The 8,363-nt window shown below is 40.0% G+C and carries 6 protein-coding genes and 1 pseudogene; 6 read left to right on the plus strand and 1 reads right to left on the minus strand.

The features are described 5' to 3' along the window. The 6 genes and pseudogenes from Q9R21_RS14590 to Q9R21_RS14615 form a co-directional block, all read left to right on the plus strand. Nucleotides 1-112: pseudogene (locus Q9R21_RS14590) on the plus strand (MerR family transcriptional regulator); the annotation flags it as partial. A 142-nt stretch (nucleotides 113-254) separates the two neighbouring features. Continuing rightward, nucleotides 255-665: a hypothetical protein gene (locus Q9R21_RS14595; RefSeq protein WP_025465702.1), complete on the plus strand. Its 411-nt coding sequence runs from the start codon at nucleotides 255-257 to the stop codon at nucleotides 663-665. A 48-nt stretch (nucleotides 666-713) separates the two neighbouring features. Further along, nucleotides 714-2,081, plus strand: a complete 1,368-nt coding sequence (locus tag Q9R21_RS14600) for a TolC family protein (RefSeq protein ID WP_311204758.1) — start codon at nucleotides 714-716, stop codon at nucleotides 2,079-2,081. A gap of 1 nt (nucleotide 2,082) precedes the next feature. Next, a complete protein-coding gene (locus Q9R21_RS14605) occupies nucleotides 2,083-3,333 on the plus strand; it encodes an efflux RND transporter periplasmic adaptor subunit (RefSeq protein WP_311204759.1) in 1,251 nt (416 codons plus the stop codon). Beyond that, nucleotides 3,323-6,481: an efflux RND transporter permease subunit gene (locus Q9R21_RS14610; RefSeq protein ID WP_004781064.1), complete on the plus strand. Its 3,159-nt coding sequence runs from the start codon at nucleotides 3,323-3,325 to the stop codon at nucleotides 6,479-6,481. Before Q9R21_RS14605 ends, Q9R21_RS14610 begins: the two co-directional genes overlap by 11 nt. Before the next feature lie 86 nt (nucleotides 6,482-6,567). Further along, nucleotides 6,568-7,467: a cation diffusion facilitator family transporter gene (locus Q9R21_RS14615; protein WP_311204760.1), complete on the plus strand. Its 900-nt coding sequence runs from the start codon at nucleotides 6,568-6,570 to the stop codon at nucleotides 7,465-7,467. Nucleotides 7,468-8,069: 602 nt separating this feature from the next. Here the strand turns inward: Q9R21_RS14615 and Q9R21_RS14620 are convergent. Further along, on the minus strand, nucleotides 8,070-8,279 hold the full coding sequence (locus Q9R21_RS14620; RefSeq protein ID WP_228127370.1) for a hypothetical protein: 210 nt from the start codon (nucleotides 8,277-8,279) through the stop codon (nucleotides 8,070-8,072). Nucleotides 8,280-8,363 lie beyond the last annotated feature (84 nt).

An 8,363-nucleotide genomic window follows, 5' to 3' on the forward strand; every position in this document is an offset into this window, starting at 1 on the left:
GGAAAATATAATCAAGCAACAAAAGCTTATTGAACAATTATCTGATTTAAGAGGTACTTGTGATGGCTTATGTACAATTGACCAATGTGGAGTTCTAAAAAATCTAGCTTGATTATCTAGACCTATGCTTTTTTCAAAAATTCTGTATATCTTTACTTAAGGCTGCAAAAAGTTTAAGGTTACTCAAATTCTGTGATCAGATCTTTGATAGATCTGGACAGCTTCTTATTGGTGTTTTAAATACAGATTTGTGTATGAAGAGAAAAACATTTCTAATCCAGATATTGGTACTCTTATTCACATTCCAGAATATTTGGAGTGTGGCAGAGGCTGCGTGTCTGCATGAAATGCCAAACATACCCAATTCAATACTCTCTAATCCAATCGATTTAGACGAAAAGAGTGATAGTCCTAGTCAAGCACTTTATTCCTTAGAAAACTATAAAGAAATTTATGACTATTGTCAGAAGGTTTGTTTTAACGAAAAGTGCAGTCATTTCTCAAATACAATCGTGATTCAGATTGACCCACCCGATGATTTGAAGCTTAAAACTCATTTTGAGACAGTCCTTACACCATCTTATTTGGGAAGAACTTTTTATAAATCCCCTTATCTGAATCAATTAACACCCCCTCCTGATTTGCCCCTACTATTGGTGGGGTAGTCTTATAAAAGCCCACCACTCCTAATCTTATTATGTGTGGGGCATTTCATGTCAAAAAACAAATTATATCAGGATACTTCTATCCTGAATTTATCCTGGTCAGCATTCCGTACAGGTGTCTTGCTATCAGCAATGATCAGCTTGAGTACTTCTGTAGTCGCCAGTCCTCAAGATTTAACGCTGCGACAAGCCATTGATCAGGTCAACCAGTATCAATCGTCCCAAAATTTCTGGGAAACGCAAAACAGCATTAATGCCACGAATCTTCAGCAAAGTAAGCTGTTTAAAAATCCTGAACTGTCAGTTGAACAAACGGGATTTGGTTCAAATAATGAAAAAGAGCTTACCATTGGCATATCACAACCCTTGGATATTTTTGGTGAGCGAAAAGCAAACCAAAAATTAGCCAGTCTCTCTACAGATAAAACAGCACTGAAGCAGAAGATTTATCAAGCGCAAATTGAGCTTGCAGTGAAATATGTATGGTCACAACTGGCCATTGCCGAACTTGAAAGAAACATTGTCAATGAACAACTTCGGGTGAGCGAAGAAAACCTTAAAGCGATCGAGAAGCGCTTTACTGCGGGCGGTATCGCGCAAGTAGATGTGAATCGCGCACGTTTAAGTCATGCTGAAAATATCCGTCTTTTTAGACAGGCCGACTTACAAGTCCAAGTGGCCACCCAACAATTATCAAATTTATGGGGAACCTCTGATAAGTCATTGCAGGTAAACCTCTCTTCACAAAAGCTCTGGCCAAAATCGACTCATCAGCAGGTTCAAGAATATTTAGCGGAAAACTACGTTGAGAAATATCGAGCTTTACTGGTATTAGAGTCTCAAGCAACGGTTGATCAACTAAGGGCAAAGGCACGTCCTAACCCCACTTTAAACCTAGGTGTCAACCGCACCCAATCCTTGGAAAACTCCACACAAAATCAATTAGTAGTCGGAGTCAGTGTACCGCTTAATATTTTCGATCGTCAGCAAAATGGCATAAAAATCGCGCAAGAAAAAATGAACTTATTAGAGCGTCAGAAAGAGTTTTATCTGAAGCAAAATGCGCTGCAAATAGGCACAATTTTAACCGAGTTGCAGGGTTTAGAGCTGCAATTCAAAGTCGTTGACGAGACTCAAATTCCTTTGGCGACTCAAGTTCAAAGTAAGACGCTACAAGGTTTCTTGGCAGGCAAGTTTGCTTTAACCGATGTTCAGCAAGCCACGCTTCAATTACAAGACATCCGTCTGCGTAAAGTCCAGTTGTTACGGGAGGGCTGGCAAAAGGCCATCGAAGCAGAAAGTTTAAGCTTAGGCATTAGCCCAAGTGAAGTCATGTCGAAAGATGCTATTGCACAAATCAATCAAAATTTATGGCAAGACATACAGGCCATGCCTGTCATTGGTGGGGGAAATTAACATGTTCGATCTTAAAAACAGCTTAAAAAAACAGAGCGGAAAAATCTCTCAACCCCTACTGATTAGTTTGGTCATCGGCGCTACCGTACTCCTCAGTATTTTCTTGATCTTAACGGGTAAGAATAAATCTGAAACATCAGATGAACATGCAGAGGAAGAAGGCGCAGAGGAACATGGAAGTGAAGAACATGGCGGTGAAACCGAAGAGCATGCAGAAGGCGTGAGCCTGACGGCCAAGCAACTGGTGGAACAGGGCATACAGTTATCAGCGGTCGATCAAGGTCCGGTGGTTAAATTAAGTTCTTATCCTGCCAAACTGAATGTGAATACGGATCAGCAAGCGCATGTCTCACCGAGTTTTAGCGGTCATGTAGAAAATGTTTATGTAGAACTCGGCCAAAAAGTTCAGAAAGGGCAGCCTTTGGCTACATTGCTTGTTCCTGATCTAGTTGATCAGCAGGCCAATCTTAAAATTGAACAAACCAATCTGGAACTGGCGAAACAAGACTTTGAGCGTGAGCGTCAATTGTGGTCACAGGGTATCTCAGCAAAACAGGACTATCAACGGGCTTATAACAGTTATAAACGGGCACAAATTCAGGTTCAAGCGGCCCAATCACGTTTAAGCGCATTTGGTGCAGTGAATGCTAGTAACGGGCGCTATATTTTAAAAGCCCCAATTTCTGGCGTGATCAGTAAAAAGGATTTGGTTCTCGGGGAAAATGTTCAGTTAGCCGATCAACTCTTTACGATAGACCGGTTAGATCAACTCTGGCTTGAATTTATTGTTCCAAATTCTGAAATTATGGGCTTAGCCCCGAATCAAAAGATCGAATTTAAATCCTTGCAAACAGAAAAGGTTTATCAAGCTGTTATTCAGACTTTAAATACTGAAGCGGATATTCAAACAGGTCGTCTTCAGGTGCGAGCAAAAGTTGAATCGAATGCAACCGAATTACGTCCAAACTTGATGGTGAACGTACAGTTGCAACAACGGAGTGAAAGTACCGCATTACGGGTACTTAAGTCCGCAGTTCAGAATGTCGATGGAAAAGATGTGGTTTTTGTCGCCACTCAGCATGGACAAAAAGTTGAATTCAGTCCGCAACCTGTGAAATTAGGGCAATCATCTGGGGAGAGCCAATGGATTGAAGTGGTGAGTGGGCTTAGTCAGGGACAAAAATATGCCGCTCAAGGCAGTTTTTTACTGAAATCCGAGCTGGAAAAAGGAGAGGCTTCACATGAGCACTGAAACTCCTCAAATTCCAGACCACGAATCGGTAAAACCTGAAGGACTGTTTGATCGACTGATCCAGTTTTCTATCCATAACGCAATCTGGGTCATGCTGTTTATTGCGGCTTGGATTGCTATTGGTATTTATAGTTATCAAAAGTTACCGATTGATGCTGTACCAGATATTACCAATACTCAGGTGCAGATTAACACTTCAGCCAATGGCTTTACGGCTTTGGAAATGGAACAGCGGATTACCTATCCCATTGAGAATGCCATGTCAGGCATGCCGAAAATGGAACAAACCCGTTCGATTTCACGCTACGGCTTATCGCAAGTGACCATCATTTTTGAAGATGGCACGGATATTTACTGGGCCAGACAGCTTATCAACCAGCGCTTGCAAGAAGCAATGGGAGAAATGCCTGAAGATGTGCAACCTAACATGTCGCCTATTTCGACAGGTTTAGGTGAAATCTATCAATGGGTGATTAAAGCCGAACCAAATGCTAAAAAGCCGGATGGAACCCCTTATTCGGCGATGGATTTACGTGAAATTCAGGATTGGATTGTAAGACCGCAATTACAGCGCGTAAAAGGCGTTGCTGAGATCAACAGTATCGGTGGCTTTAATAAAACCTATGTGGTTGCCCCTGATCTGAACCGATTGCAACAATTGCAAATTCCTTTGTCTGATTTACAAACTGCCTTAACAGAGAATAATGAAAACCGTGGTGCTGGCTATATTGAGAAAAATGGACAACAGCTAACGGTTCGTGTTCCCGGCACTTTAAACACGATTGAAGATATCCAGAACATCAGTATTGCCAATAAAAACGGCTATCCGATTCGGGTGGCAGATGTCGCCAATGTCTCAATTGGTCATGACTTAAGAACAGGGGCTGCAACCTATAATGGTGAAGAAACTGTATTGGGTATTGCCATGATGATGATGGGAGAAAATAGCCGTACCGTTGCTCAAGCCATTGATGAAAAGGTGCAATCGATCCAGCAATCGCTACCTAAAGGTGTGGTGATTGAGACTGTGTATGACCGTACGCATTTGGTTGATCGGGCGATCAAAACCGTTCAGAAAAATTTGATTGAGGGTGCAATCCTCGTCATTGTTATTTTATTTCTCTTTCTAGGTAATTTCCGTGCTGCGCTGATCACGGCTTGCGTTATTCCACTGTCAATGCTGTTTACCTTGACGGGAATGGCAGAGCAGAAGATTAGTGCAAATCTGATGAGTTTAGGGGCACTGGACTTCGGTATTATTATTGATGGTGCAGTGGTTATTGTAGAAAACTGTATCCGTCGGCTAGCAGAAGCTCAGAAGCTGAAAGGTGGTTTACTTAGCCGTTCTGAAAGATTTAAAGAAGTCTTCTTGGCTGCAAAACAGGCGCGTCGTCCTCTCATCTTTGGACAGTTAATTATTTTGGTGGTTTATCTACCTATCTTTACCCTGACGGGTGTAGAAGCCAAACTTTTCCATCCTATGGCAATGACTGTTGTACTGGCTTTAATTGGGGCCATGATTTTATCTGTCACTTTTGTGCCAGCCGCAGTTGCCCTATTTGTCACTGGAGAAGTCAAGGAAACCGAAAGTCGCTGGATGCATTGGCTTAAAACCAAATATGAACTGCTTTTAGATAAAGCCTATGAGCTTCGTTTATTTGTGACTATTGTGGCTGCCTGTATTTTAGTGCTTACGGGCGTGCTAGCCACTCAAACAGGTAGCGAGTTTGCACCTCAACTGGGTGAAGGTGATTTTGCTGTTCAGCAAATGCGTTCCCCAAGTACAGGGTTAGAACAGTCACTGAGAATGCAGGAAAATACTGAAAAGTTACTGTTGAAAGAATTTCCTGAAATTAAAGCGATCTTTGCCCGTACCGGTACAGCAGAAGTGGCCACAGATGTTATGCCACCCAACATTTCAGATGGCGTGGTACTGTTAAAACCTCATGATGAATGGCCTGATCCAAAACAAACGATTGATGAGCTTCGCCAAAGAATGATTACTTTCTTAGCGACATTGCCGGGAAATAACAGTGAGTTCTCGCAACCCATTGAACTGCGCTTTAACGAGTTAATTTCAGGGGTGCGAAGTGATGTGGGTGTCAAATTATTTGGTGATGACATGGAGATTCTAAATCGCGAAGCGAATAAAATTTCTCAAAAAATTAACTCAATTTCAGGCGCGACAGCCGTTAATGTAGAACAGACCAGTGGCTTACCCTTGTTGAATGTAGAGGTGGATAAGTCCAGAGCTGCACAATATGGCTTGTCGGTAAGAGCAATTCAGGATCTGGTAGCTACAAGTGTCGGTGGCCAGAATGTTGGAACAATTTTACAGGGAGACAAGCGTTTTGATTTTGTCATCCGTCTAGATGAATCCCAGCGTAGTCCTGAACAGTTAGCGCTACTTCCTATTCAATTGCCGAATGGTGGTTTAGTCCAACTGCAAGATGTGGCACGCGTTGAAAATATCCTGGGTATTAATCAGGTCAGCCGTGAAAATGGTAAACGTCGAGTGGTTATTACTGCAAATGTAGAAGGACGTGATTTAGGCTCATTCGTAACAGAGCTTCAGAGCACGTTATCCAAACAGGAATTACCAAGCGGTTATTGGATAGATTATGGCGGTCAATTTCAAAATCTGATGTCTGCAAAAGCGCGTATGCAATTGGTGGTTCCGCTCGCATTGTTGACGATCTTTATTTTATTGATGGCTGTATTCCATAATATCAAAGAAAGCTTACTGGTCTTTAGTGGTGTACCGTTTGCCTTATGTGGAGGCTTAATCGCGTTGTGGTTGCGTGACATTCCATTATCCATGTCAGCAGGGGTTGGCTTCATTGCACTATCGGGGGTGGCTGTACTGAATGGCTTAGTCATGCTCACCTTTATCAAAGAGTTGCGACAACAATATGACCTTTATTATGCAACGTGGCAGGGTGCAATTTTGCGTCTTAGACCTGTGCTGATGACCGCTTGTGTGGCGTCCCTTGGGTTTGTCCCGATGGCTTTGGCAACCGGAACTGGGGCAGAAGTACAGAGACCTTTAGCAACAGTGGTTATTGGAGGAATTATCTCCTCTACCCTGCTTACATTGGTTTTATTGCCCGTACTGTACCGCTGGATGAATGAAAAGAAAGTTTCTTAATCCAATAGATTAGTCGATTTACAGCAGAGATATTGGCTGTTATCCAATATCTCTGCTCATCATAAATAGAATAAGGAAAATATTTTATGTCAGAACATCATGATCATAGCCATGCGGTTGTTACTGAAGAAAATAGTAAGAAGTTAATGGTTGCCTTAGGTTTAACGACTACTTTTTTAATAGTAGAAGTTGTCGCTGCTTTTATTACCCAAAGTTTGGCTTTGTTATCTGATGCAGCTCATATGTTTACTGATGTAGCCGCTTTAGCTATTGCTCTTGCCGCTATCAAAATTGGTAAAAAAGCCGCAGATGATAAAAGAACTTTTGGCTATCAGCGATTTGAAATTTTAGCGGCTCTGTTTAATGCGGTGATGCTTTTTGTGGTAGCAATATATATTGTATATGAAGCTTATCAACGTTTTACGAACCCTGCTGAAATTCAAAGTGTTGAAATGATGATTGTCGCGGTCATTGGTTTGGTCGTAAATTTGATTTCAATGAAAATCCTTTCTGCTAGTGCTGAAGGAAGTCTAAATATAAAAGGTGCATATTTAGAAGTTCTTAGTGATGCTCTAGGATCGATAGGCGTGATTATCGGAGGAATAGTTATTTATTTTACCCAGTGGATGTGGGTTGATACCGTAATCGCTGTGTTAATTGGCTTCTGGGTCTTACCTCGAACTTGGATTTTATTAAAACAAAGTATTAATATTCTGCTTGAAGGAGTTCCTGATGAGATTGATATTGAGTCGTTAAGAAATGATTTATTGAAGCTAGAGGGCGTTGAAGGGATTCATCAGTTGAAAGTCTGGGCTATATCCTCAAAAAATATTCATTTAACTGCTCATTTGGTTGCTCTGAATAGCAATACAGATCAACTCTATCAAAAGGCCTTAGAAGTTCTAAAACATAATCATAATATTACTGAAATTACGTTACAAATAGAAAGTAAGGAATGTAATACATTGGAACAGCATAAACATTAAAGTGCTGCTCTTTCTACATAATGGACAGATGACTAGGCTGATAAACCTTACCATTTTCCTGTATTACACTTCTATTTATCACACGCACTTTAAACACCATCCTGAGACATTTTAAAATTACAAGAATGTAATTTATGAGTCCTCTGGGTGTTAATTCTTTAAAGTTAGAATATCTAACAAGTATTAAATGAGAGTAAATAAACATGCTATTCAAAAATAAATTTTGTACTAAATTACTGTTAATTAGTGCATTCTTTAGTATCGCAAGTTTTAGTTATGCAGATGGCGGCTTGTTATTTCTTGAAAAGAATTTAAAAGCTTCTAAAGTTGAAAATTCTAAACAAAAACAAGTTAAAAATAATGAATCAAATGAATAGTTGGGTTGCATAAATAAATCAATTAGACTTATTTATTCAGCAATATAATTCCTGAATGAATAAGTTTATAACTAAAACCTATCACACCATTAGTTGAACTACATATAATTATAATATTAAAAATAAAGTATTTTTTTTAATCCCATTTCAATGGGTCATCTTTATATATCTCAATTTATGTTGTAAACATACAATGTAATTTCTAAATAAAAATATCCAATTTTTTTAAATCACTTCAGGATATAAAGCTTTAGCTATGCCAAAGCCAATTAAACCTGCTATGGCTAAATATAGGGCTTTCATGTACCACATGCCCCAAAGTACAGTTATTTTATTTGCTGAAAACTTATGTACTGGCTGACTTAAAAAATTGGTTGTTTGGTTAAATGACTTTTCAGATGCTTCAAGAGCATAATAATTTAATGCGGGGAACAAGCAAGCAACCAATAAAATAGCGATTGCGGGAAACACAAATGCTTTAGGCAGACTAAATTTTATTGCGAATTATAAAGCCGCACC

This window comes from Acinetobacter sp. RG5, assembly GCF_031844265.1.
Taxonomy (GTDB): Bacteria; Pseudomonadota; Gammaproteobacteria; order Pseudomonadales; family Moraxellaceae; genus Acinetobacter.